At 63.4% G+C, this 24490-nt stretch carries 27 protein-coding genes and 1 riboswitch; of the genes, 11 read left to right on the plus strand and 16 right to left on the minus strand.

Going from position 1 to position 24490, the window contains the following annotated elements:
* Window positions 1-20: 20 nt before the first annotated feature.
* Together HPY67_15670 and HPY67_15675 are read left to right on the plus strand one after the other, a co-directional pair.
* Complete coding sequence (locus tag HPY67_15670) at window positions 21-512, plus strand: hypothetical protein (GenBank protein ID NPV06152.1); 492 nt, start codon at window positions 21-23, stop codon at window positions 510-512.
* A 50-nt stretch (window positions 513-562) separates the two neighbouring features.
* The gene (locus tag HPY67_15675) at window positions 563-706 is read left to right on the plus strand and encodes a hypothetical protein (protein ID NPV06153.1); all 144 of its coding nucleotides are present in this window, start codon (window positions 563-565) and stop codon (window positions 704-706) included.
* Between the two features lie 254 nt (window positions 707-960).
* Here HPY67_15675 and HPY67_15680 read toward each other — a convergent pair whose 3' ends face one another.
* Window positions 961-2913, minus strand: a complete 1953-nt coding sequence (locus HPY67_15680; GenBank protein NPV06154.1) for a hypothetical protein — start codon at window positions 2911-2913, stop codon at window positions 961-963.
* Window positions 2914-3072: 159 nt separating this feature from the next.
* Window positions 3073-3165, minus strand: a riboswitch (cyclic di-GMP riboswitch).
* 288 nt (window positions 3166-3453) lie between these two features.
* Here HPY67_15680 and HPY67_15685 point away from each other — a divergent pair.
* Window positions 3454-3837, plus strand: coding sequence for a response regulator (locus tag HPY67_15685; protein ID NPV06155.1), 384 nt, complete (start codon window positions 3454-3456; stop codon window positions 3835-3837).
* Between the two features lie 75 nt (window positions 3838-3912).
* Here the strand turns inward: HPY67_15685 and tadA are convergent, their stop codons facing one another.
* From tadA to rpsA, 3 genes are all read right to left on the minus strand, one after another.
* Window positions 3913-6744 (minus strand): Flp pilus assembly complex ATPase component TadA, encoded by a 2832-nt coding sequence (tadA, locus tag HPY67_15690; protein NPV06156.1) that lies wholly within the window; start codon window positions 6742-6744, stop codon window positions 3913-3915.
* Between the two features lie 385 nt (window positions 6745-7129).
* A complete protein-coding gene (locus HPY67_15695; protein NPV06157.1) occupies window positions 7130-7582 on the minus strand; it encodes a hypothetical protein in 453 nt (150 codons plus the stop codon).
* A 26-nt stretch (window positions 7583-7608) separates the two neighbouring features.
* Window positions 7609-8784: a 30S ribosomal protein S1 gene (gene rpsA / locus HPY67_15700; protein NPV06158.1), complete on the minus strand. Its 1176-nt coding sequence runs from the start codon at window positions 8782-8784 to the stop codon at window positions 7609-7611.
* Window positions 8785-9039: 255 nt separating this feature from the next.
* Between rpsA and HPY67_15705 the strand changes: the two genes are divergently transcribed.
* From HPY67_15705 to HPY67_15725, 5 genes are all read left to right on the plus strand, one after another.
* Complete coding sequence (locus tag HPY67_15705) at window positions 9040-9516, plus strand: glutaredoxin family protein (GenBank protein NPV06159.1); 477 nt, start codon at window positions 9040-9042, stop codon at window positions 9514-9516.
* A gap of 313 nt (window positions 9517-9829) precedes the next feature.
* On the plus strand, window positions 9830-10096 hold the full coding sequence (locus tag HPY67_15710) for a hypothetical protein (GenBank protein ID NPV06160.1): 267 nt from the start codon (window positions 9830-9832) through the stop codon (window positions 10094-10096).
* Between the two features lie 36 nt (window positions 10097-10132).
* Entirely contained in the window at window positions 10133-10315 is a 183-nt protein-coding gene (locus HPY67_15715) for a hypothetical protein (protein ID NPV06161.1), read from the plus strand.
* A gap of 436 nt (window positions 10316-10751) precedes the next feature.
* The gene (locus HPY67_15720; protein NPV06162.1) at window positions 10752-11162 is read left to right on the plus strand and encodes an archease; all 411 of its coding nucleotides are present in this window, start codon (window positions 10752-10754) and stop codon (window positions 11160-11162) included.
* Window positions 11155-12597, plus strand: coding sequence for an RtcB family protein (locus tag HPY67_15725; protein NPV06163.1), 1443 nt, complete (start codon window positions 11155-11157; stop codon window positions 12595-12597). Before HPY67_15720 ends, HPY67_15725 begins: the two co-directional genes overlap by 8 nt.
* Before the next feature lie 147 nt (window positions 12598-12744).
* Here HPY67_15725 and HPY67_15730 read toward each other — a convergent pair whose 3' ends face one another.
* Window positions 12745-13680 carry a DMT family transporter gene (locus HPY67_15730; GenBank protein ID NPV06164.1) on the minus strand — a complete coding sequence of 312 codons (936 nt, stop codon included), beginning with the start codon at window positions 13678-13680 and terminating at the stop codon, window positions 12745-12747.
* A gap of 184 nt (window positions 13681-13864) precedes the next feature.
* On the opposite strand from HPY67_15730, the gene HPY67_15735 reads away from it, so the two are divergent.
* A complete protein-coding gene (locus HPY67_15735) occupies window positions 13865-14530 on the plus strand; it encodes an MBL fold metallo-hydrolase (GenBank protein ID NPV06165.1) in 666 nt (221 codons plus the stop codon).
* A gap of 141 nt (window positions 14531-14671) precedes the next feature.
* Here HPY67_15735 and HPY67_15740 read toward each other — a convergent pair whose 3' ends face one another.
* From HPY67_15740 to HPY67_15765, 6 genes are all read right to left on the minus strand, one after another.
* On the minus strand, window positions 14672-15076 hold the full coding sequence (locus tag HPY67_15740; protein ID NPV06166.1) for a cell envelope biogenesis protein OmpA: 405 nt from the start codon (window positions 15074-15076) through the stop codon (window positions 14672-14674).
* Window positions 15077-15091: 15 nt separating this feature from the next.
* On the minus strand, window positions 15092-15466 hold the full coding sequence (locus tag HPY67_15745; protein NPV06167.1) for a hypothetical protein: 375 nt from the start codon (window positions 15464-15466) through the stop codon (window positions 15092-15094).
* Window positions 15467-15473: 7 nt separating this feature from the next.
* Window positions 15474-16199 (minus strand): SIMPL domain-containing protein, encoded by a 726-nt coding sequence (locus HPY67_15750; protein ID NPV06168.1) that lies wholly within the window; start codon window positions 16197-16199, stop codon window positions 15474-15476.
* Between the two features lie 99 nt (window positions 16200-16298).
* Complete coding sequence (locus tag HPY67_15755) at window positions 16299-16547, minus strand: hypothetical protein (protein ID NPV06169.1); 249 nt, start codon at window positions 16545-16547, stop codon at window positions 16299-16301.
* 316 nt (window positions 16548-16863) lie between these two features.
* Window positions 16864-17214, minus strand: coding sequence for a hypothetical protein (locus HPY67_15760; protein ID NPV06170.1), 351 nt, complete (start codon window positions 17212-17214; stop codon window positions 16864-16866).
* A gap of 228 nt (window positions 17215-17442) precedes the next feature.
* Window positions 17443-17769 (minus strand): YkgJ family cysteine cluster protein, encoded by a 327-nt coding sequence (locus tag HPY67_15765; GenBank protein ID NPV06171.1) that lies wholly within the window; start codon window positions 17767-17769, stop codon window positions 17443-17445.
* Between the two features lie 117 nt (window positions 17770-17886).
* Here HPY67_15765 and HPY67_15770 point away from each other — a divergent pair, with 117 nt between their 5' ends.
* A complete protein-coding gene (locus HPY67_15770) occupies window positions 17887-18804 on the plus strand; it encodes a hypothetical protein (protein ID NPV06172.1) in 918 nt (305 codons plus the stop codon).
* Between the two features lie 33 nt (window positions 18805-18837).
* On the opposite strand, the gene HPY67_15775 is transcribed toward HPY67_15770, so the two are convergent.
* From HPY67_15775 to HPY67_15785, 3 genes are all read right to left on the minus strand, one after another.
* Complete coding sequence (locus HPY67_15775; protein ID NPV06173.1) at window positions 18838-20211, minus strand: sigma-54-dependent Fis family transcriptional regulator; 1374 nt, start codon at window positions 20209-20211, stop codon at window positions 18838-18840.
* On the minus strand, window positions 20198-21877 hold the full coding sequence (locus HPY67_15780) for a PAS domain S-box protein (protein ID NPV06174.1): 1680 nt from the start codon (window positions 21875-21877) through the stop codon (window positions 20198-20200). Before HPY67_15780 ends, HPY67_15775 begins: the two co-directional genes overlap by 14 nt.
* 178 nt (window positions 21878-22055) lie before the next feature.
* Window positions 22056-22409, minus strand: coding sequence for a hypothetical protein (locus tag HPY67_15785; GenBank protein ID NPV06175.1), 354 nt, complete (start codon window positions 22407-22409; stop codon window positions 22056-22058).
* A 381-nt stretch (window positions 22410-22790) separates the two neighbouring features.
* Between HPY67_15785 and HPY67_15790 the strand changes: the two genes are divergently transcribed.
* Window positions 22791-23078: a hypothetical protein gene (locus tag HPY67_15790; protein NPV06176.1), complete on the plus strand. Its 288-nt coding sequence runs from the start codon at window positions 22791-22793 to the stop codon at window positions 23076-23078.
* Here the strand turns inward: HPY67_15790 and HPY67_15795 are convergent.
* Both HPY67_15795 and HPY67_15800 read right to left on the minus strand, forming a co-directional pair.
* Entirely contained in the window at window positions 23062-24012 is a 951-nt protein-coding gene (locus HPY67_15795) for an iron transporter (protein NPV06177.1), read from the minus strand. The genes HPY67_15790 and HPY67_15795 overlap by 17 nt on opposite strands.
* Window positions 24009-24467, minus strand: coding sequence for a thioredoxin fold domain-containing protein (locus HPY67_15800; protein ID NPV06178.1), 459 nt, complete (start codon window positions 24465-24467; stop codon window positions 24009-24011). The genes HPY67_15795 and HPY67_15800 overlap by 4 nt, the downstream gene beginning before the upstream one ends.
* Between the last annotated feature and the right edge of the window lie 23 nt (window positions 24468-24490).

Below are 24490 nucleotides of genomic sequence, written 5' to 3' on the forward strand. Positions count from 1 at the left end.
TCCGCCAGGAGTGAACGACGATGGATTTCAAATATCTGCAGGAGTTTTTCTGGCCCGCCGTCAAGGACCTGGAGTCGGCGAAAAAGGCCGCCGAGCAGGGCTTCCTGGCGGCCGTCCTGTACCTGATTCTTTCCTTCGGGGCCGTGCTGACATCGCAGCCGCAGAAGCTGCTGGACGTTGTCGTCGTCGCGATCTGCGGCTACCTTGCGAAAAGGAAGCAGTCCCGCTTCGCAGCGGTCATCGGGGCCCTCATGATGGCGCCGGAGGTCCTCTTCTCCCTGCAGGGCGGAGACCTGCTGCGCATACTGACGGCGGGGATCCTGCTGCTGCTGTTCGTCAACGCCGTCCGGGGGACGTTTATGTACCAGCGGTTTGCGAAGGCGGGGCCACCGCAGCCGACGGTCGAGATCATCCCGCCGGGTCCTGCCGACGGTCCCCGGGAGCAGACAGACGATGTGCAAAAGGGCGCTGGAGGGAAAGGGGCGGGACCGGGAAGGGATCCGAACGGATGAAATCAGGTTGCCGGCCGGTGAACGGACGGCAGGCCGGAAAGGAGACCGCCATGTCGGAAAAGGAGACCTGTTCCAAGTGCAGCAGCAAGGACGATCTGAAAGCCTGTTATTCCTGCGCGAAAAAGGTCTGCAAGGACCATCGCAAGTTCGTCAGCGCCCATTACTACTGCACGGACTGTGCGCCCGACAACTGATCGATTGAACGGGCTTTCCCATTCCGCGGCAGATTCCCTGCCGGCCTTATCGTCCGACAGCGGATCGCTCTCACCTCCTCGATGATCTCCTTTCCCGGCGGGCCCGGTTTGCCGTCGAAAAGCCCGTGCCTCAAGCAGGACCGCGGATTTGACCGCCGCCCGGTTCAAGAGGGTTCGTGTGCCGCTGCGTCCCGGCGGGAAGGCTTCAGCCGATCCGAGGCTCCCGCGGGGAGACCCGGCGGTATCCGTCCCCGCTATCTGCCCATGCCGTGACTCGGCGCCGTCGGGGCCGCGGCGGGCGGCTGGCTGACCCATGATGTCGTGTCGATCGTGAAGGCGCGGCCCGTGTAGATCAGGTAGCTGCGGTCGAACTCCAGCGCCTTGAGGTTCCCCGCGAACCTCGGTTTTGCAAGGATCAGGAACTGCATCGGCCTCTGGAAGCTGAAGATGAGCCCCACGTATGGGTTGCCGGCGTAAGGCCCGAAGACCCCCTGGACGGACCGGTCCGACGCGGGGAGCTTCTCGAACCGCACCGTGTTGTAGCCTTTCCGGAACGTCATGGACGACGGGATGACGATCCTCTCCATGTCCAGCACGGGCGCGATGGCGGGGGACGCCTCGCTCACCTGCACGACGTCCGGGTTGACCCGGGCGGTGTAGCCGATCTTGAGTTTCCTGATGAAATAGGTGCCGGCCTTCTTGACTTTCGCTGAGAACCGGCCCTGCCGGTCCGTGGAGGTGTCCGCTACGACCTGCCCGCCTTCGTCCGTTATGGAGATGCTCACGCCCTCCAGCCCCTCTCCCGAGGGAATCTCCCGTACCGTGCCGTCGATCGAGAACTCCGTCACCGGCGGCGGAACGGGCCCGTCCGGTCCGTACTTGATCAGGACGGCATCGATCGAACCGTTGCCTTGCCCGGCCAGGGTTCCCTCTGTGGCGCCGGCCAGATAAACGTTACCCGAGCCGTCGACGGCTGCCGCGTAAGACCAGTCCTGCATCGGAGAACCCAGCTGCCGGGTGAAGACCCTGCGGCCGTCCTCCGATGCAAGGCGGGTGAGGAAGATATCGTAGTTGCCGAGGGGCCGCTGCCCTTCGAGGCCATGACCGGAGGAGGGGTGGCCCGTGATGCCGGTGACGTAAATGCTGTTTTCCGCGTCGAAGGCGACCCCGTAGGCGCAATCATTCGAATCCGTTCCGTACTGGACGGACCAAAGCTTCGTCAGCCCCGACGTGAACTTCATGACGACGATATCCTCTCCTCCCGACCAGGCGTTTCCGTCGAAGGATCCCAGAGTCGAGCCTGCAACGGCGACGTTGCCCCGGCTGTCCACGGCGATCGCCCTGCCGACAACGCTTTCACTGCCGGCCCTGGGCCCGGCGAGAACGGCGGTTCTCCACCTCTCGAGCCATATGTCGAACTTGGCGACAAACATCGACGCGCTGTCCGCTCCTTGGGCGATACCCGTCACGAACAGATAATCGTTCGACGTGCTGACGTCGACGGCAACCCCGTAGGCGGAGGTACCGTTCGGATGAGACGCGATGCTGAATTGGGGAATGGTCGGCCAAAGAAGACCCGTGCCGTCAAACCGCGCAATAAAGGCATCGCGACCGTTGTCCGGGGTCGACGTTCCGTCGAGGGATCCTGCCGTCGATCCCACGATGTAGACGAGGCCGCTGCGATCGACCGCCACACCGTTGGCGAAGTCATCTTCCGAAGAACCGACCTGCCGGACCCACTGGACCGAACCGCTCTCGTGAATCTTTGCCAGGAATGCGTCCGCGTCGGATTCTCCGGCGGTTCTCGGCCGGCCGGCGTTGGGAATGCTTCCGCGCGTCCACCCTGCGACGTACACCGATGTGACGCCCCTGAGGTTGTTTACGGCAATCGCCGTGACGACATCATCCGCCGCTGACCCGAACTGGACGACCCAGAGGATCTCGCCGTCCGCATTGAGCTTGGCCAGGAAGGCATCAGAACCGCCCTTATTCGTGTTTGCGGTTCCGTCGGGAGCGGTGCCGATTGCGCCGTGGGTTGTGCCTGCCACGAAGACATTGCCGAGGCCGTCTGCGCCGGCTCCCTTGATGTAATCAATCTGGGCAGAGCCGAACTGCCTGATAGACAGCGGGGCGCTCTGCGCGTGAGCGGACAATGCGGCGAAAAGTGACAGCAGAGTGACGGCGAGGACGAGACAGCGGGTTTTCATGGCTTCCCTCCAGAGTTGCCCGGCGGCTCCGTGTCGAGCACGTGCGCGGGTGATCTTGACGGGAACGGGGCAGTCGCGAACTGATGGGATTTGCAGGGCGGGGTGCCTCAGGCAGCCCCCCGGGACCGGGAGCCCCGGATCCGGAGGGCGCTTGGCTCGCCTGGCAGCCCTGCCGCCCTATCCCGCGAGCCCGCGGGACGTAGGCCATAGGCTTTGCGTCCCATCCTTTCGGACGGTTTGCCCTTTTCAGGCGCGTCAATTCCTTCGTCTCCTCCATCGGCAGGCATGGGGCGAAACTTTAGCAGATCCCGCGAAACCCGTTGCCGAGTGTGGTACGGTTATTGCTATTCTGCACGGTGTGGACGCTGCGGCGACAGCCGGAACGAGCCCGATTGGTCGCAGTGCGCTTTGACCGGCAACGAGGCACCGATTCCTTGAGTTTGAGACCCCGGCTGGGCCATTCCAATCGCGGGAGGCAGTAGGGATATGAACCTGAGAGAATCGACGGCTGCACGATCTCCGATCGCAAGGGGAGGAGTCATGGTCCAAAGGCCCAAAGTGCTCATGATCGACGACAACAAGGAAATCTGCCGTCTGATGAAGGAATACCTCGAAAAGACGGGGAAATACGAAGTGACGACGTTCACCGACGCAAGGATGGGGGTCCGTTACGCCCAGATCGAAAGGCCCGACGTGATCCTGCTGGACCTCATGATGCCCGACATGGACGGCACGGAAGCCGCCGAATGCCTCCTCGACGACGAGGGGACCCGGAACATCCCTCTCATTTTTATCACGGCGGCGATCAAGAAGGACGAGGCGGAGGAGCGCTTGGGACAGATTCACGGCCACCCGATCCTTGCCAAGCCCGTCACCCCCGTCGAGGTCATGAACGAGATCGACAAAGTCCTCGCCCTGGCCTGAGGGCCGCCTCCGGCAGAAAAAAAGGCAGAGCCTCTCTCGGGGCGCTGCCTTTTTTTGTCCCTCTGCCTTCGCCGTTCAGCTCTTCATGGCCGCCACGGCATCCTCGAGGCTGATGACCCCCTGGAGCATCTTGTTGATCGCATCCTGCTTCAGGGGCCGGAAGCTGCCGTCCCGCTCCCCGGCGGCCCGGATCCCGGCCGCGTCGGCGCCCTTGAGGATCAGCTCCTGCAGCCCGTTGTGGTTGAAGAGGATCTCGAAGAGGGCCGTTCGGCCCTTGTAGCCCGAGTTCCTGCAGGCCGGGCATCCAGTCCCCCGGAAGAAACGCCCGCCCGCCAGCGACTCGAGACCCACGGAGGCCAGGACCTGCTCGGAGGGTTCGTAGGGCTCCCGGCAGGCGGGGCAGATCGTTCGCACAAGTCGCTGGGCGATTGACGCCGAGAGGGCCGCCGCCGCGGGGAACCGCTCCACGCCCAACTCGATGAGGCGGGCGACGGCGCCCGCCGCATCCGGCGCCTGCAGGGTGCTGAGGAACCGGTGGTTCGAGATGGCCGCCTGGACGGCCAGCACTGCCGACTCGCCGTCCCGGATCTCCTCCAGGTAGACCACGTCGGGCTCCTGTTTCAGGATGAGCCGCAGGCTCGCCGCCAGGGTCACGCCGGCGGAGCGGTTGAATTCGATCTGCGTCACGCCGGCCAGCGGGTACTTGACGGGATCTTCCAGCGTGACGATCTCGGCCTCGGCCTTCGCCAACCGCCGGAGCATGGCGTACAGGGTGGTGCTCTTGCCGCTCCCCTCGGGGCCCGACACGAGAATCAGCCCCTGCCGCTTTTCCAGGATCTCATTCAGGCCGTCGAGGTCCTTCGGTGCGAGGCCCAGCTGCTCCAGGCCGATGGAATTCGTGCTGAGATCCGTCAGGTGCAGGATGAGACTCTCTCCGTGAATGCTCGGGATCGAGGAGACGACCACGCTGATGTCCCGGTCCCCGACCCGTTCGATGTAGCGCCCTTCCTGGGGTACCCCGCGCACGCTGCCGTCGATGTTCGCGAGATCCTTGACCCAGCTGATCACGGGGATCGACATCGATTTCGGCAGATCCGGCAGATCGTGGGTCGTCCCGTTGACGCGGAAGCGGACGCGGACGTTCTTCGTCTGCGGGGTGATGTGGATGTCCGTGGCGCCCTCGCGCACGGCCTGCGCGAGCAGCGTCTCGAGGAACCGGCCGGCCGGGTCGCCGTTTTCCGGCGCCGGCGGCGCCTGGGGGCGCGCCGGTTCGGCTGCCGGCTGCCGGGGGGCCTCGGAGGAGTAGCTGCCGGCAGGCATGTCGTAGATGAGCCCCATGAGCCTGTCGAACTCGCGCTCCGTGCAGATCACGGGCGCCACCCCTTCCTCCGACTGCATCCGGAGCAGGTCGAGGGCATAGCGGTTGGTGGGGTCCGGCATGGCCACAACGAGGCGGTTCGCGGTCTTCTTCAGCGGCGCGGCCTGATACTTCCGCGCGAAGTCCATCGGGATGAGCCTCGAGAGGCTCAGATCGACGGGGTACTTGTCGGGTGCGTATCGCTCGATCCGGAGCTGGCGGCTCAGGATGTCGACGATCTGCGAGTCGCGGAGGAACCCCTGCTGGACGAGGAGCTTGCCGAGCCGAAGCCCCGTGTAGCGCTGGGCCGCAAGGGCCTCCTCGAGCTGCATCTCGTCGAGCAGCCTCGCCTCCAGGAGCAGCTCGCCCAACTTCTTCCACTGCCCGTCGACGACCGCCAGGTCCGTCGGGCCGGTCTTCGAGGCCTCGAGCTCGGTGATGAACTCGGGAAAATCGCTCTCCGTCAGGGTCTGTTCCTTGGCCACCGATGCGGCCCGCAGGAGGAGCTTTTCCAGTTCCGCGACGTTGCCGGGCCAGGTGTACTCGAGGAACCGGTCCATCACCTCGCGGCTGACACCGTGAAGGCCCTTCCGGAACTCCTGGTTGATGAGCTGGATGAAGTAATCCACGAGAAGCGGGATGTCCTCCCTGCGCTCCCGCAGCGGCGGCACGTAGAGGGTGACCACGTTGAGCCGGTAGTAGAGATCGTCGCGGAAGGTGCCCTCCTTGATCATCCCCCGGATGTCCCTGTCGGTGGCTGCGATGACCCGTGCCGTCAGCGGGATCTTCTCGCGGCCCCCGATGCGCTGGAACTCGCCCGTCTCGAGGACCCGCAGCAGGCGCGCCTGGAGATTCAGGGGCAGCGCCGAGACCTGGTGCAGGAAGAGGGTGCCGTTGCCGGCTTCCTCGAATTTGCCCGTCTTGCGTGTCGTGGCCCCCGTGTAGGACCCCTTTTCGTAACCGAACAGCTCCGCCTCCAGGACCTGCTCCGGGACGCCCTCGCAGTTGACGATCACGAAGGGTTCGTTTTTCGCCGTGAAGTTGTGGAACGTCTTGGCCAGGAGCGACTTGCCCGTCCCCGGCTCGCCCAGGATGAGCACGGTGCGGTCCTCGGGCCTGATCATCATGATCTGGTTGAAGAGGATCCGGATTCGTTTGCCCTGGCCGATGAATTCCGGAAAGAGCGCCTTGCCCTCCACCTTGCTCAGCAGATCGCTCACCTGCTCGAAGACGGCGTTGAACTCCTTCAGGTCGTCACCCTTGCCCTTCTGCTTTTTCGCGGAGGACTGTCTCGACACGGCGGGAATGGCTTTCATCCTGGCGATGAAGTTCTTCATGGGCTTCAGGAGCAGCCACGTGATGAGCAGCGCGCACAGGAAGGAAAAGGCCCCGATCCCCACGCCCCACCACTTCAGGTAGAGGTCCGGGTCGGGGATGAGGTTCGTGTACCGCAGGATCTGGTGGGTCGTGATGACCGACAGCAGGGCGATCCCGCCGAAGATGATCGGCACGAGGATGTAGAGACTGACGTTGAAGCGAGGGTGTTTCATGGCATTCTCACCTTCTTGGGCATGGCGTCCGGCTGACCGGGTCCCCCGGGCCTGCCGCCCGAACGAAAGAGCACAGAGAGCGGCAACGGCTTCCGTAGGATGGCCCCGGGGACGGCCTGGCCGCCGGTCCCCCCTGTTCGAGTGCAGTTGACGATAACAGACCCTCTCGGTTTTTCAATACGGCGCCAGTATGATTTCGTCCTACGAGAATAGTATGACCTCATCCGCTCACGGACTCGTTTTCCCTCGAACGAAGTGTGTCGCAGGGTTACCGATCGGAGTTCGCAACGAGAGGTGCAGAGAATGCCCGGTATTGCGCTCGAGGAGCGAGCCTGTCATTCATGGTGAGAGATACTGCACGAAATGTACCAGAAACCGACTGTTTTCACAAGGATGGATTGGGCTGCCCCTCTTCGGACAACTTCACGGCCCGGCCGGCAAGCCTGACGGTGCCGGCTTGCCAGCGGAGATTTCCCGCCGCATCCGTCGCGCGCTCGTGACGGACCTCCACGACGGCGTCGGCCCCCAGGGCAAGGGCGCGCTTGAGAAGGAGAATGAGGGCCCTCTTTTCGGCGACCCCGAGAAAGCCTGCTCCCGCCGAGCCCTCGGCACTGACCGGGCCGAGATCCTCGGCGATTTTACGACCGGGAGCCGTCGCCGACGGGAAGACGGCGATCCTCTGCCGGAGGGACTCCAGCTCCGTCGCGATCGCAGCCAGGGCAGCCTGCCGCTCACGGCGCTTTCGAATTTCCCGGATGACCAGGGCGTAGACCAGCAGGAAGGGGATCGCCACGACGAGTGCCGGTCCGGCGAAACCGAGAATCGCATCGAGACTCATGGTCAAGGCCCCCCTTCGGCCGGGGATCAGCTTTCCGTGCCGTTCTTCTTCCCCTTCGAGTCCTTTCGGTTCATCATGTCGCCAAGGGAGCCGAACCCCTTGGTTCCCTTTTGCTGCAGGAAGGGGCGGTAGGAGTCTTCCTGCTCCTCCTCGGGCAACACCGGCGCAAGCGACAGCCGCCGTTTTGCCCGGTCGGAGGATTCCACCACGACCTCGATCGTGTCCCCCTGGACGAGGACCTCCCGCGGATGGCGGATCTTCTTGCCCCGCGACAGGCGGGAGATGGGGATCAGCCCGTCCACACCGGGCTCGAGGGTGATGAAGGCCCCGAAGTCCGCGAGCCTCGCAACGGTCCCCTGGTGGCGGGAGCCTTGCGGATAGCGGGTCTCCACGTTTTCCCACGGGTCCGGCAGGGTTCCCTTGACGCTCAGGGTGATGCGGTCTTTCGCCCAGTCGATGTTGAGGATGACCGCCTCGATGGACTGGCCGACGGTGAAGCGGTCACGGATATCTTCCACGCGGCCCCAGCCGACCTCGGATATGGGCAACAGGGCCTCGATGCCGCCGATGTCGACAAAGGCGCCGAAGTCCCTCAGGGACTTCACGGTGCCCGTGACCATCATCCCCTCGCGGAGCGTTCCCCTGACGGCGTCCTTTCTCTTGCGCTCTTCCTCTTCGAGGATCCTGCGCCTCGAGAGGATGAGCCGCCGCCCCCTTTCGCCGTACTCGATGATGATGAACGGCAGGCGCTGCCCGATGAGGGCCGCCGCCGTCTCCCCGCGGGGGATGCCCGCCTGTGAAAAGGGGCAGAACGCCCGGTAGGTTCCCGCGATGCGGACCTCGAGCCCGCCCTTGACCTCCTTCTCCACGATGCCCTCGACGGGGATTGCATTCCGCCAGGCCTCTTCGAGGAACTGACGGGCGGCATCCCCCGAAACCCTCGTCGTGAAGACCCTCTCGCCCTGCCTCGACGTGAGGTAGTAGACCTTGACGGTATCGCCTTCCTTGACCGTCAGCTGCCCTTCCCTGTCGAGAAATTCGTTGCGCTCGACGATCCCCTCGGTCTTGCCGCCGAGGTCGATGAAAACCCAGTCCGACGTGATCTTGGCGATCACCGCTTCCACGCTCTGCCCCTGTTTGAGCCGGAGCGGCTTGCGCTCGGAGGCCTCCAGGAGTTCAGCGAAACTCTTTTCCTCTTCCATGGTCTTGTTTCCGTCCAGTCGTTATTTTCCGCCCCCCCCCGCCTTGCCGCAGGGGCTGGCGTCCGTGCAGGGGTCTACGTATAGTCTGACTCGCCCCATTTGTCAAACGTTCACTGCGAAGCCCGGATCCCCTGGAAATTCAGCTTGAACAGGCGACGGATTAAGGTTAAGGATGGTTCGGGCCGATTACACGGGAAGGCCCCTCCCGGTGCGTCCGGCGGACACGGCCCGAAGAAGAAAGAAGGAGACATCTGCATGAGACAACCCCTCCGTCACTTGATGCCTTTATGCGCAGCCATATTATTGTTCGTGGCGCTGGCCGCCGGCCTGTCCGGCGCCGCGACACTTTACCGCTGGGTTGACGACAAGGGGGTGGTTCATGTCTCCGAGAACCCGCCCGAGGGAAAGGTGAACGTTGCCCAGGCCGTCGTCGGGGAGGATCCTGCGAAAGAGCCGGCGGCCGGGCCTTCCACGGAAAAAAGAGAATTCCGGGTGCGTCCCGGCGAGGTCACCATCTACACGACGCCCACCTGCCCGTGGTGCCACAGGGCGAAGGCGTGGTTCCGGGACAAGAGAATCCGCTATCGAGAAATCGACGTCACCACCGATCGCCAGGGACTTGACGAGATGGTGAAAATCTCCGGCCAGACCGGGGTGCCCGTGATCGTCGTCGGCGACGAGGTGATCGTCGGGTTCAACCAGAACCGGCTCAAGGAAATCTTCAGGGAATGAGGGGGAAGATTCCCTGCATCGATCACCCCCCTGCAGCCGGAAGGGCCAAAGGCCCTTCCGGCTGTTTTTCGTTGACTTGCCCGATGCGCCGCGTTTAAAATTAAGCATACCGGTTTTACGACTACCGCATTCTCCGCTTCCGACTCGCGTTCTCCATCGGGCGCTCCATTCCCGGCATTCTCCATTTGCTCGTCCGCGTCGCATCAGGTCAACGCTCCAGCAAACCGATCCCCGCCACCGGGCAACAGAATCCAGACAGCCGTCACCGCCGCGAGCCCGCAACGGGGAAAAGTCCACAACGGGAGGTGGTCATATGCTGTTCATGATGATTTGCACCTGGGATCCGCAAGACGAACGGGAGGTCAGGACCAAACGGGCAAACTGGGAGTGGCCGAAGGAGGTGCGGGTGATCTCGGAGTTCTATGATCTCCAGGGATGCCGGACCATCTACGTGGTCGACTGCGACGCCGCCGGGCTCATCGCCTGCCGTGCAGCCTGGATCAATCTGCTGATGTTCGAGATCTTCCCCGTGTGGCCCCTCGGGGCGACCAAGGAGCTGGTGAAGAAACAGGGGGCGTAGAGACGCAGACGCCCGCCTTGAAAGGAGGTACGGACTATGGGAAATCTGGAACTGACGACTGATGAGGAAAAGGAGCTTCTGTCCTTCATCGAGAGATACTATCACGACCTTCGCGTCGAGATCGCAAACACCGACGACCGGGAGTTCCGCCGCAGCCTGAAGCACAAGGAGGCCGTCATTCGGACTATCCTGGACCGCATGAAGGCCAAGACCCTCTGAGCGTCTCTGTCCAGCGAAAAAACCCCGTTTCTCAACGGGGTTTTTTAGCAGGGGGGGAGGGAGACGACCCGTTGCGGGTCGCCTCCCTGGAGGAGATCGTTGATTTCTTGTTTCCTTTTTTCGCCTTTTTCGGTTTCCTATTTCACTCGCGCTGTCAAGCGAGTTGCTCTTGTAATTTGCACCTACTGTGCCATCATCCGAAATGTGTACAACATCATGAAATTGTGCGACTTTTAATTTATCGACGCCCGCCTTGCCGGCAATAAATGTCGAATCCAAAAGGGGCCGTGAGAGAAAGATCGCCCTTCTCGCCCGCTGATTTTAAGGAAATAACCCATTATCGACAAAAATGACGAAGCCGGACAAGGCTACACAAAGGACGGAAACCGGCGCCCCCGTCGTTGACAGATCCCTGTCTTGCGCACTAAGATGACATATGTACAAAACCTTTGATCACACGGCCGATCTCGGCCTCATCGTGGCGGGGAAAAGCAGGGAGGATCTCTACGCAAACGCCGCGTTTGCCGTGTTTGACATCATCACGGACCTCGGGCTCGTCGAAGCACGCGAGACCCGGCGCATTCTTGTCGAGGGGGACGGCCCCGAGGACCTGCTGATCAACTATCTCCGTGAAATCCTTTACCTCTACAACGGCGAACGCTGGCTCCTGAAGGAGATCCGCGTGAACCGGGTGGATGACCATGTGCTCGAGGCCGAGGCCCGCGGGGAGCCCCTCGACGGGCGCAAGCATGAAATCCGAAAGGAAATCAAGGCGGTAACCTATCACCAGGCCCAGGTTCGGCAGACGACAGGGGGCTGGGAGGCAAGGGTGATCTTCGATGTCTGATGTGAAGCTGCGCCGTCTCGACGAATTCCGGTGGGAAGTTCCGCAGGAGGGCGCCATGCGCGTCCCGGGGATCATCTACGCCAGCGACAGGCTCATGAAGGCCATGGGGCAGGACGAAAGCCCGAAGCAGGTGGCCAACGTGGCCCAGCTGCCGGGGATCGTGAAGCACTCGCTTGCCATGCCGGACATGCACTGGGGCTACGGCTTCCCCATCGGGGGGGTGGCCGCGTTCGATCTCGAGGGCGGCGTCATCTCTCCCGGGGGCGTGGGGTACGACATCAACTGCGGCTGCCGGCTGATGATGACAAACCTTCGCGCCGAGGAGATCCGCCCGCAGATCGCAAAGATCGTCACGGCCCTCTTCCATCACGTCCCCTCCGGCGTGGGCTCGAAGGGGGCCCTGAAGCTGCCCCGCAGCGAGGAAAAGAACGTCCTCGTCGAGGGGGCCCGCTGGGCCGTGAAAAACGGCTACGGATCCCCCGGCGACCTGGAATCCATCGAGGACGGGGGCTGCCTGGCCGGCGCCGATCCCGAGTGCGTAAGCGACCGGGCCCTCGAGCGGGGCAAGGACCAGGTGGGGACCCTGGGTTCGGGGAACCATTTTCTCGAGGTGGAGATCGTCGAAGAGATCTTCGACAGGGATGTGGCCGCCGCCCTCGGGATCGAAGAGGGCCGGGTGGCCGTGATGATCCACAGCGGCTCCCGCGGCCTCGGGCACCAGGTGTGCGACGACTACCTGGCGAGGCTGGTGAAGCATGTCGACAAGATCGGCATCAGCCTGCCCGACCGGCAGCTGGCCTGCGCCTACATCCAGTCCCCGGAGGGCCGGCAATACCTTTCGGCCATGGCATGCGCGGCCAATTACGCCTGGGCCAACCGGCAGATGCTCATGCACTGGACGGGCGAGGCCCTCGAGCGCGCCCTGGGGATGAGCCCGCGCGACCTCGGCATGCGGCTCGTCTACGATGTCTGCCACAACATCGCCAAGATCGAGGAGCACGTCGTCGACGGGAAGAAGGTCAGGCTGTGTGTCCACCGCAAGGGGGCGACACGCGCCTTCCCGCCGGGGCACCCGGCTCTCGCGTCGAAATTCCAAAAAACGGGCCAGCCCGTTCTGATCCCCGGCGACATGGGCACGGGCTCCTACGTGCTCGTGGGCACCGAGAGGGCCATGGGGGAAACCTTCGGCAGCACCTGCCACGGGGCGGGACGCGTGCTGAGCCGCGCGGCGGCCATCAAGGCAAGCAAGGGCCGGGCGATCCGCCGGGAGATGGAGGACCGCGGCGTCCTCGTCATGGCCGCCGCCAAGGGCACCCTGGCCGAGGAGATCCCCGAGGCCTACAAGGACATCGACGAGGTCATCAACGTCGTCCACGGCGCCGGGCTTTCGAGGAAGGTTGCCCGGCTCAGGGCGATCGGCTGCATCAAGGGATGAAGGCCTGCTGCTTTGCCTTCCGTTTTACACGATCGGATATCCCATTCAACAGGGTCCCTGCTTTCGGCGACGGAGATCGTGCGGGTAAGTCCCCGCGCTCTTCGGCCGCGAGGACCGTCGTACAGGACCCCCCCGTGGGCGGCGCCCTCAGCGAGCAGGGTCTGCCGGATTTCCTCGGAGGCGCCCCTCATCGGGCTCACGCACCCCGCGGCTTGCGTACTGCTGCACGATGACCCCTGCGACGATGAGGACGAGCCCGACCACCGTGGAGGGCAGGATCTCCTCGCCGACGATGAAATGGATGAGGAAGAGGGACAGGAAGGGCGCGGCGTAGACGAGGTTGCTCACCTGCACCGTCGTGCGCGATAGCTGCAGGGCCTTGAGCCAGCTGACGAAGGTGATCCCCATTTCGAACAGGCCGATCCAGAGAACCCCCAGGAGGCCCGCCGGCGGCGGGATCCGGAGATCCCCGAAGAGAAGCACCGCAACGAGGGTGAAGACCGAACCGAAGACGAAGTTGAGGAAGAGCTTGACGACCTCGTCGCGCCTGTCCTTCACGTTGTAGATCCAGAACAGCGCCCAGATGACCGAGCTGCCGAGCGCGAGGAGCGCACCCGGGAGGTTCGTGAACCGGAAGGACAACACGTCGCCGCGGGTGGAGATGACGAAGACGCCCGAGAAGCTGACGACGATGGCAAGTACGCTTGCCCACCGGATGGGCTGCTTCAGGATCGCCATGGAGAGCAGCACCAGCATGATGGGCCAGGTCCAGTTCAGGGGCTGAGCCTCCTGGGCGGGCAGCAGCGAGTAGGCCTTGAAGAGGATCACGTAGTAGAGGAAGGGGTTGAGAAACCCCAGGGCCGCCGATCGGGCCACGTCCTGCGCCGGGGAGTTCACGATGACGGCCAGCTTGCCCTGGACGACGACGATGACAAAGAGGGCTGCAAGCGACACGACGGACGCCCCCAGGAGCATCTCGAGAAAGCCCAGGTGCCCGAGCGTCAGCTTGAAGGCCGAGGCCACGGTCGACCAGAGCAGCACCGTCGCCGCGGCGTAGAGATAGGCCTTCGTCTGTCGCTCCATCGGCGATGTCCTCGCTGCACGACGTCCCCCTTCGGCAACGGGGGATGCAGGGGGATGGTCTTCGTCCTGCTAATCACAGAACGGACCCTGACGCAACGGGAATGTGGAGAATGGCCTTGTTTTCGCGGCCCCTATCGGCTATAGACAGGTCGACCCCGTGATGCCGCCGGGAGAAGGAGATGCCATGAAGCTTGCCGAGAACCTCTACGTCTACGAGTGGACGAACTACTTCGAGAACAACTGCAACAGCTTCTTCATCGGGGGCGCCGTCGGGGCGCTCGTCGACCCGGGGCTGGGCAAGCACCTGCCGGACCTGCTGACGCGGATGGCCAAGGACGGCATCAGGAAGGAAGACATTCGATACGTCATCAACACCCACTCGCACCCTGACCACTACGAGGCCTCGGCGCTCTTCGACAGCTCCGCGGTCAAGATCGCCCTGTCGGAGATCGAGATGGAGTTCATGAAGGGCCCGGGGGCCTATCTCTATAAGCTCTTCGGTCTGAAGGCCCCCGTCGTAAATGTGAACCTGCCCCTGAAGGCGGGCGAGGTGAACCTCAACGGGGAACCCTTCCAGGTCTCCATCGTGCCCGGGCACTCGCCGGGCTCCATCGCCCTGTACTGGCCTGCGACGAAGGCCCTTTTCCCCGGGGACGTGATCTTTCAAATGAATGTGGGCCGGTCTGATTTTCCCGGCGGCGACAGCAAGCTCCTCAAGGAGAGCATCAGGAGCCTCTCGAAGCTGGACGTCGAATACCTGCTGCCCGGCCACATGGGCATGGTGACGGGGAAGGCGAACGTGAAGAGGAACTTTGAGAAAGTGATCGAGGGGATCTTCCCGTACCTGTAAGGACCCGCCGCAAGCCTCAAGGCCCAGAGAAAAGAAAACCCCTCACTTTCCTCCTTGTGCAAAGGGGGAGGAAAGGGGGATTTCGATCTTCTTGCCTACATTCCTGATTCCCGAAGCTCGGCATCCGCCGTGTTGTGCCGGCTACTGCCACCCGATGGGCTCGTAGCCCTTTTCCCTGAGGCAGCGGTTCACGAAGTTCTTGAAAACCGGGCTCGGCTCGGCCGCCTTGAACAGCCCGTGCGTGGCGCCCCCGGCAGCGCCTCCAGCGGCCCCTGCCGCGAGGCCCCTGCCGAAGTTGCCCGTCACGGCACCCACGGCCGCCCCCGTCGCCGCCCCGATGGCGCCGCCCCTGACGGCCCCCTCGGCCACTTTGGAATCCTGGTTTCTCCTCACGTGGGCCTCGGCCATCTGCATGCAGTCGTCGATATCCCGCTCGGCCTGCGCATTGCCCACCACCCTCAGGTGATTGTTCGGGTAAAGAACGGGCCGCTGCGAGGCGGCGCACCCGATGAAGGTCAGGCAAAGAAGGGTCAGAACGGGGAACATGATGGTTTTCACGCTTCACTCCTTTTCGATTCGGATGCTCGAGGCCCCCTTGGCTTTTTTCAGCAATGGGGCATCAGAGGTGATCCGGCCGACGAGGTTCACCTCGCTTGCCGGGACCGGGTCCGCCCCCGTGCTCATGGGCGTGCGCCCGAAGAAGATGGCCAGGGCGTGTCCCGGCGGCCAGTAGCCGATGTCACCGACTCTTACCTTCCCCGTGGCCGTTGCGTCAAGGGGAAGCTTCACGGGGATCGTGAGGTAGAACTCGTCGCCCCACTCGTTCGGGACCGCCTCGATGGGGAGCGTTGAGGCGATGGCCCTGGCGCATTCCGTGTCGGCAAGCTCCGCCGGGACAACGACGGGCCCGACGATGATCCTGATCTTCTGCGGCATGGCTGCCTCACTTTGCATCGACGATGGGGTAGCTCACGGTGACGCTGACGGTGAAGGTCTGTTCGCCCGGCGCGACGGGCACGCCGGAGGCCGCTGCGGCCTCCATGCGGGCAACCGGGTAGGGGCCGGGGCGAGCGCCTTCCTGCTCGGAGATCTTCACGGGCTTTCCGATTCTCACCCCCGCCGCCTCCGCATAGACCCGGGCGCGCCTCAGCGCGTCGGCCATGGCCTTCCTGCGCGCCTCGTCCATGAGCGGAGCGGGTTCGGCAACACCGAAACTCACCCCCCGGACCTGGTTTGCACCCAGGGCAACCGTCTCGTCAAGAAACCCCCCGAGCCGGGTCATGTCCCGGACCTTCACCGACAGCTCGTTTGTGACCTGGTAGCCCGCAATCTTCGGGGATTCCCGCTGATCCTTGTCGTATCGGTAGCGCGGCGCGACGTTGAACTGAGACGTCTGCACGTCCCTGTCCTCGATGCCCCGCTTGCGGATCAGGACGATGAGCTGGCTCATGGCCTCGTTGTTCTTCCTCAGCGCCTCGGCCGCCGTCGCCCCCTCTGTGACGACCCCCACGTGAACCCGGGCGAAGTCCGGCTTGGCGTGGGTCTCTCCCGAGCCCGTCACGGTGACGGCGGCCGGGCGGCATCCGGGATCTTCGGGAAACTGGGCTGCGGCCGTGCTGCAGGCGAGCGCCGTCAGGGCAACGGCAAAAAGGGCAAAGGTCTTTCTCATGATGTACCCCCTGTCGGGCATGATTCGCGGCGGGGCGCTGCCTGGGATCCCGACGGGGGCATCTTACCACAGCCCATGGCGATGCAAAGGGATTTTTGCTCAGGCTCTCCTCATGGCGAGGAAGGTCCCCAGGCTGTTTCCTGCTGCGAAGGCCATGATGCTGTAGACGCCGTCCATGGCGCTGTCCTTCAGCATCACGGAAAGAAGGAGGAAGTTGGCGACCGTGATCAGCCCGCTGAGCACCGTCGCGCGCCAGACGCGTCTCTGGGCCACGTCGCTCGTGTACTTGGTGATCAGCAGGTCGATGACAAAGCCTGCAAAGAAAATCAGGACGAGTTTTGTGATCATGGCAGACACCTCCCCGGTGGAACGGCTCGGGATCGTGTTTTCGCCGGATACGGCGCCTGGAGGATCGGCAATGTGCAGCCCCTTCCGGGCGGACGCACGTCTGCCCCCGGTTTCAGGCTGCAGGAATTTGCTCGAGAAGGTTACGATCGGGACGTATCCCGGTGATGGAAGGGAAAGACAGGCGGCCCGGGCTTACACCCCGTAACCTGCCGGTTGCTCACCAGCGCTCACTCCATCCTCCCTGACGGTTGATGAATTATGATCCCCAGGGAGAGGGAAAATGTCAAGGCGAAGATAACTCAACAAATACAAGAAGTTATTCTTCCTGGTCGTTTAATTGGTTCAACGTTTTCTCCACTATCGTCATGAAGAACTCGTAGTTCTCCCGGCAGGCGCGGTGGACGACAGGGGTGACGAGGTCCTTGTTCTCCTCGTAGAACTGGTCGACGAGGCTGCGGAACTCCTCCGTGTCGAACACGACGGGTGCCGAGTCCATCGTGATGGCATACCCGTGGAGGTAAAGCCCCCGGAGTTTGATGTCCTCGAGAGCCGCGATGCGAGGGTTCGGGGCGGCCTTCTTCTCCGGCTTTTTCTCCGGTGCCTGCGCACGTTTCGCTGCCTGTTTTTTCGCCGGAGGCTTTGGGGTCTGCGTCTTCTTTTTTTCCATCCCAGTCCCTGTAGGTTTCGGTCGTCGTTGAGCGTCTGCTCTTCGCTGTTTGCGCCCCCCGGGTCTCGAACCACGGTTCTCAAACCGCCCGGGTGATCCCTGCGGATATCCGGATTGAGCGCCAGGGCCGCCTTCGGGGGATCCCGTGCGACTCCTTCGCTCGCCCGGTCGACCTGCGCGGTTGAAGGGATCGAAGCATGCGGGAAATAGCAGAGAACCCGGGGCCTGTCAATCGGGAGACCGTTTCCCGAACTGCGGGCATATGGCCGACGAGCCGGGCTCGAACTCTCGGCAGACCCGGGGCCGTGTCTCGTAGATGGTGCAGGCGAACTTCCCCTCCCGGAAGTCCAGGAAGGGGCAGTCGTGGATGGTCATCCCCGTCGTGACGGACAGGACATGGTCTCCCACCCAGAGAGCGTCGCGGCAGGCCCGCAGGATGTCGTCACGGCCCTCCCGTTTCCATCGCGCCAGGTCATCGGCGTCGGCGTCGGCGATCATGTCGGCCATGCAGCAGGTGCCGCAGCGAAGGCAGGCTATGGACGCTTTGTCCGACAATTGCGGCCTCCGGGCTTGACGGGGCAACGCGGTTGTTGGTATGGCGTGGTGCTGGGTTGCCTGCTCGTTCTATACACCCGCGCCTGTCGTGACGAAAGGAAAAAGGGTGAACCAAACGTGCCCGCCCTTCACGATACACGCCGCTACCACCTGAACCACCCCATCGATCTCCTGACGGAGTTCACCGTGTGTGAATCGCTCGGTCACGAATGCTCGCCGACCCTCAGGGCCCTGGGCATGAAGAGGACCTACGGGGCGGTTCTGGGCGATCGTCTCGCGGAGAGGGGGCTCCTGCGCGAGGGGGCGGGGCTCTGCGAGATCGGGGGCGGCTACGGCAGCCTCATGCGGGGGATGCTGGAATCCCACGGGGAGCGCGTGCGGCGGGTCGTGATGGTGGATCTCTCCCGCTCCCTGATCGGCATCCAGCGCCGCGCCCTGGAACCCTGGAAGGACCGGGTGTGCTTCATCCTGGGCGATGCCCTCGAAGTGCTGCCCGCCCTCTCGGGGGTGGACCTGTTTCTCGTCAACGAGATGATCGGGGATCTTCCGGTGTGGACGGGTCTCGACCCGAAGAGACTTCCCGACGATGCGGCGGCCCTGGTCGACCGCTACGGGCTCTCCGTCCCCGGGGAGGGACCGTTTCACTTCAACATCGGGGCGATCAGGCTCGTCGAGGCGCTCTGTCGAAAAGGCTGCGCGGCGTTTGTGTCGGAGCACGCCAGTGACCCCCTCATTCCCCCGGGGATGCCCTTTCTCGTCCGGGGCCTCGATGCGGGCGGCTGGCCGCGGGAAATCCGGCTTTCGGCCCACTCGGAGTACACCATCCGGTTTTCGCACCTCGAGCAGGTTGCCCGCTCGCTCGGCCGCAGGGTCGAGACGGGGAGCCTCCTGGAGCTGATCGGCTTTCCGAGCGTGGAGAAGGCGCGCTTCATCTTCAACGCCCGGGCGTGCTCGACGGACGAGCAGGCGTTCACCTATGAGTTTCTCGATCACGTGAGGGAGTACCGATGGCTGATCATACACGGAGAGCGCTGAAGGCATGGTGCGAAGCGCAAACGGCGGGAGGGATCAGACCTTGATGCCGTACTTCTCGATGCGGTAGATCATGGTGGGGCGCGAGATGCCGAGGAGCCTGGCCGCCTTCGTCCGGTTCCCCCCGCAGCGCTGGAGGGCCTGCACGATGAGCTCCTTGTTCATCTCGTCGAGGTTCAGGCCTGAGGAGGGGATCCTCGGCACCGCGGGTTCCGCCCCCCCGGCCAGCGGCGGCGGCGTCGTCAGAAACTCCAGGTGCTTCCGGGTGATCTCGGGCGCGTCCTCCATCAGCATGACCCGCTCGATGGCGTTGCGCAGCTCGCGCACGTTGCCGGTCCAGGGGTGCTCGGCAAGGAGGCGCTTGGCATCCTCGCTGACCCGCTGGAAATTCTTGCTGAAGCGCTGGTTGAACTTGTTGATGAAAAACAGGGTGAGCGCCTCGATGTCCTCCTTGCGCTCCCGGAGGGGCGGGATGGTGATCCGGGCGACGTTGAGTCGGTAGTAGAGATCCTCGCGGAAGGTGCCCTCCCGGATGCACTCCTCGAGGCTCTTGTTCGTGGCGGCGATAATGCGGACGTCGACGTGTCTCTTCTCGGAGCCCCCCACGGGGTAGAAGGCCTTTTCCTCGAGAAACGTCAGCAGCTTGACCTGGGCCGAGGGCAGCAGCTCGCTGATCTCGTCGAGCAGGACCGTGCCCCCGTTTGCCGCCTCGAACTTCCCCTTCTTGCCCTCCTGCAGCCCGCCGGTGAAGGTGCCCTTCTCGTAGCCGAACAGCTCGCTCTCCACGAGGTCCTTGCTGATCGCCCCGCAGTTGATGCTCACGAAGGGCTTGTCGAACCGGTCGCTGCGGTGGTGGATGAGTCGCGCGATGACCTCCTTGCCCGTGCCCGTCTTGCCCTCGATGAGGACCGTCGTGTCGTAGCTGCGGGCGATCGTGTCGGCCAGCCGCAGGGCGAGCTTCATGGACGGGCTCTGGGCGACGATGTTGTCGAGGTTGTAGTCCTTGACGAACTGCTTTCGCAGCTCCTCCACCTCGCGCTTGAGCTTGAGGGTCTCCAGGGCCTTCTCGATGATGACGTCGAGCTCCTCGATGTCCAGCGGCTTGACGAGGTAGTCGAACGCCCCCATCTTGATGGAACGGATGACGGACTTGACGTCCTCGTAGGCCGTCATCATGATCACGGCGACATCCTTGTTGATCTCGCGGATATGGCCGAGGGTGTCGATCCCGTTGATGCCCGGCAGGCGGATATCGAGCAGGACGAGGTCGATGTCGTGCGTCGGCAGGATGCGCAGGGCCTCCTCCCCGCTTCCGGCGACGAAGGTGTCGTACTTCTCCGACAGGATGGTGTTCAGGGAGTTCTGCAGGAGCTTGTCGTCGTCGACGATGAGGATCTTATACCGGTACATGCGCCCTCTCCTCGTCGATGGGGAACCGCAGGGTGAACGTCGTCCCCTGGCCGAGCCGGCTCTTGCACTCGATCACGGCGCGGTGCTGCTCCAGGATCTTGTGGGCGATGGAGAGGCCCAGGCCCGTCCCCTCGGGCTTGGTCGTGAAGAAGGGATCGAAGATCCTCGGGAGGTCCTCCTTCGCGATCCCCGTGCCGCTGTCGCTGAACGAGATGCTGAGCCGGCGGTGCGGCTTTTTCGCCTCCGGCTCGACGCGGCTCTCCACCCGGACGGTGCCGCCCTGCGGCATGGCCTGCATGGCGTTGAGCAGGATGTTCACGAAAACCTGGTGAATCTGCTGGCTGTCGAACACGACGTCGGGGGCCTCCGGCTCAAGCGCCAGTTCGACGCGGACGTTGTGCTTTCGGAACTGGGAGTCGAGCAGGGAGACGGCGTCCTCGATCGCCCGGTTGATGGAATCGCTCTTCAGGATCGGGGGGGCGGGCCGGCAGAAATCCAGCATGCCCTTGACGAGACCCTTGATCCGCTCGACGCCGGTCAGCGTGTCGTCGATGATCTTGCGGGTCTTGTCGTCCGGGTCGAGCTGCCTGGCGAGAAACTGGACGTTGAAATTGATGCTGGCCAGGGGGTTGCGGATCTCGTGGGCGATGCCGGCCGAGAGCTGGCCCAGCGAGGAGAGGCGGTCCATCCGCCGCATCCACTCCTCGGACCGCTTGGCTTCCGTGAGGTCCCGGGCGATGAGCACGGCGCCCAGGACGGCCCCGTCGCGGCTCTTGAGCTGGGAGGAACTGACGCCGAGGACGGCGCGGCCCCCCTGCTTTTTCCGGATGACCAGCTCCAGGCCCTCCGTGATCCGGCCCTGGATGGCCTCCTGGATGATCGCCGCGACCGGTTCGTCGAAGACCTCGCGCGACGGCACGCCGGCAACCTTGTCCTTTTCTAGCCCGAAGAAGCGTTCCGTCATTTCGTTGATGGTGCGGATCGTCCCGTCGCAGTTGACGACCAGGATGCCGTTGGGGGAGCTTTCCACGACGTTTTCCGCGAAGTTGCGCTCGTTGACGAGTTGTTCGTAGAGGCGCGTGTTCTCGATGATGATGCTCGCCTGGTTGGCGAAGATGGACAGGTGCTGGATGTCCTCTTCCGTCAGGACCAGGGGGTAGCCGCCCCTGTCGGCCTCTATGAGACCGATGACGGATTCCCGCAGGTGCAGGGGCACGGCGATGGTGGCGAACCGGTTCTGCTTTGCGCTGACTTTCCGGTCCAGGTAGGTTACCCGGCTGTCGGCGCTGTAGTCCCGGATGTAGACGGTCTGTCCCGTTTTGACCACGAGGGTCTCGATGCACTCGTGACGTTCGAGGCTGAAGGGCCTCTTGAAGGCGATCTCCATCTCCTCTGGCGTGAAGCCGATCTCGTATTTACACTCGAGCAGCTTGCGGTCCTTGCTGACGAGATAGATGGCCACGCGGTCATAGCCGAAGACGTGCGCGGTTTCCTCGACGATGGCGGTCAAAACGGTGTCCAACGAGACGGGCCGGATGAGGAGGCTGCTGATCTTGTGGATGGAGGAGAGAAGCCGATCCTTGGCATGAAGATCGACGTTGTCCTGCCGGGGTGTCCATGGCGAGAGTCTTTGCTTTTCCGTCGATCTTTGCGCTTTCGGGCTCATGCGGGCCTTGGGTGGTGGGTTCCCGGCACCACGCATCAATAGATTACGCGCATCATGGCGCGCTCTGCAATGTTTTTTTCAGCCCCACCCTTTCCCGTGTCAGCCGTTCCAAGAAAAGGGAGAATGAAATCGCCGCCTGCCGATGAGCGATCCGGTTTCAGCAGGGTCTCCGCCGGTTTCAGCGTATGGGAAGCGACGCGAAGAGCCCGTTTAGGGTGTAGATGGCGACGAACCGGACGTCCCTGTCCCGTTCGATCCGATCGAGCAGGGCATCGATTTCGTCGAAGACCTCGCCGACATTCTCGACGCGGGCGGTAATGACACCCAGGAAGCCGCGCTTTTCGTACTTGACCAGCGGCTCCGGGAGCCTTCGGACCCTTGTCGCCGCCGCTCCGGCCGGAATGTACACCCTGCCGGGAATCGGTTCCGCCGCCATGACTTCGGCCACGCGGTCCCTCGTCCTGCCAAGGCAGGCTTGGGCCGGATCGGCACCCCACTGATAGATCGTTGCGGCTCTGTTCGGCGCCTTCATGTTGTCGCCTCCTCGTTCGTCAATCTGTTCGAATTCCAGCAGAGCAAAGGCCGTGCCCGGCTGCGAAGATTTCTAATTGTTCGATATTGCACAACATTTTGTGCGTCGCCCTTCGGTCGTGACCCCGGGAGAATGAAGCACTTCCTCCGCCTGCCGGCGACCCTCCGGGGAGACAAAAGAAAAACCTTTTAATATTAACCAGTTGAAAACTTGAAGCATTTGCTTTACTGCAGGAGCAGATGATTCACTCCTGTAAATCCTGTTCTTGGACGGGATGATGTGGTATGAAGCCACAGGCAAAAGGTGCAAGGACAAAGGGTCAAATCTTTGATTTAAAAATGGTTTTCTAATTCCGGGAACCCGAAACCCGGGGGCTGCAGGATGCTCGAGAAGCTGGAGGAGCAGATCAGGGCCATCGATGGGCTGGCGGGAACGTCTTCCGTTTCGGGGGAGTTCGTCCGATGGAGGGGACAGACGGAAGGGGTCCTGAAGGCCCTCTGCGGGGAGAACTCCTCCGAAGTCCAGGCCTTCAACGCAATCTATTTCACCCCGGTCTTCCTCACCTGCCGGATGGGGGACGAGGCCTTCGACGAGGCCTATCGCAACGGCCTCGAGGAGGCGCGGGCATTTCTCCTGTCGATACGGGACCGGATCATGCCGCGGGGCTGAGGGCCCTTTTTCGCCACGACACCCAGAGGGTGAGCATCCGGGTGGCCGCCATGGCCGTGATGAGCCGCGGCACCCAGAGCCAGAAGGCACTGATCCCGAAGGCCATGAACAGGATCGGGTCCTCTACCATGGAGTGGTTGATCCCGATGGAGAGCTGCAGCTCCTCGAGCTCCTCCTTTGAGATGTGCCCCTGCCTTGCTTCCTCCACGATGACGGCCCCCCCGTAGGCGAGGCCGAAGACGACGGCCGTCATCCAAAGGATTCCGACCTTCTCGCTCAGTCCCAGGACGCGCAAAAACGGCGACAGGGCCTTCACGACGGGCATGATCCATCCCATGCTCTTGGCGATTTCGAGCAGGGTGAGGATCGTCATGATGATCAGGAAAACCTTGACGGAAAGGTCCAGCATGGAGACCGCCCAGTCGTAGACCATGGCGGGGAAGGCCTGCGTGGAGGAACTGACCAGACTGCCCGCGTGGACGGCCGCGGAGGGGTTGGTCTCGATGAAAAAGGTCAGGGCCCAGACCGTGGCGACGGCGGCCGCGACACGGAACAGCGTCGCCTTCACGGGGTTGAGACCGGACTTGGCCTGGATGACCCCTTCCTGGACGAGGTTGTGGCAGATGAGCAGGAAATTGGCCAGCAGGGTCATCTCGGCGACGCTGAAGGGCAGCACCGCCATGGCCGCGATTCCGCCGTAGATACCCGTGAGCCCGCCGATGAGGATGGGCAGGGCCGCCATGGCCGGAAGGCCCATGAACCCCAGGAGGGGCGCGAGGAGAAAGTCGAGTGCGCCGAGCCACCCGGTCCAGGCGAGCACGGCCGTCAGGAAGGAAATGGGGATGATGATCTTCATCATCCACAGGAATCCGCCCCACCCCCGTTTCAATCCGCCGCTGAAGCCTTCCTTGAGTTTGGCCCGGGTTTCGGTCACGACAGCTTGATGATTCCTTTCAGGCTCCGCTCGATCTCGTCGCCCGACAGGACGCCGACCATCCGCTTCACCAGCTTCCCCTCGCGAAACAGGAGCAGGGAGGGCACGCCCTGGATGCCGTACTGCTGGGCCACCCGGGGATTGACCGCGACGTCGGTGCGGGCGATGACCGCACTGCCCTCGTACTTGACGGCGATCTCGTCGATCACGGGCGAGAGCATCCGGCAGTAAGGGCACGACGGCGAGTAGAAATAGACCAGGGCGGGCGCCCCGGAGGCCAGGACGTCGCGGGCGAACGTCCCGTCCCCGGTCTCCACGGGCCTCACGGCGAAGGCCTCGACGGCCAGCGGCGCACGGCACTTCCCGCAGCGGGGCCGGTCGTCGATGCGCGAGCGGGGGACGCGGTTCTTGGTCCCGCAGCGGAGGCACTCGATGATGACGGCTTCCTGATCCATTGCTTTCCTGAACTTCATCGGCA

This window comes from Syntrophaceae bacterium (assembly GCA_013177795.1).
Lineage (GTDB): Bacteria > Desulfobacterota > Syntrophia > Syntrophales > UBA2192 > UBA2192.